1 protein-coding gene is annotated in these 441 nt (G+C 65.8%); it reads left to right on the top strand.

Going from position 1 to position 441, the window contains the following annotated elements; genetic code table 11:
- A partial coding sequence (locus I6F21_RS37920) for a helix-hairpin-helix domain-containing protein (protein ID WP_276573644.1) occupies window positions 1-441 on the top strand: 441 nt, incomplete at both ends.

Here is a 441-nt window from a genome sequence, read left to right on the forward strand (position 1 = left end):
GTGCCTGGAGATCCGCGGAATCGGCTTCAAGACGGCGGACACGATCGCCAAACGCCTGGCCATCCCCACGGACAGCCCGCAGCGCATACGCGCCGGCATGATCTACGTCATGCAGGAGGCCGTTGGCCAGGGGCACGTCGGCGTCCCCCGCCCGAAATTCCTTGAGCTCAACGTCGAGGCGCTCGGTGTCGGTGCCGAGTGTATTGCGCCCATCCTCGATGCGGACCTGAATGACCAGGTCGACAACCCGCAGTTCGTGCAGCACGAGGACTGCGTCTGCTTCCGCTGGCTGGCCGCCGCCGAGGAATTCGTCTGCGAGCGCCTGATCGAGAAGGCCGATCTGATGGCGCCATGGAAGGAGCCGGCTGGCGGCACCGCTGCGCTGATTGCGCGGATAGAGACGCGCGTGAACATGAAGCTGGCCAACAAGCAGCGCCAGGC

This window comes from Bradyrhizobium sp. NBAIM03 (assembly GCF_020194055.1).
Classification (GTDB): domain Bacteria; phylum Pseudomonadota; class Alphaproteobacteria; order Rhizobiales; family Xanthobacteraceae; genus Bradyrhizobium; species Bradyrhizobium yuanmingense.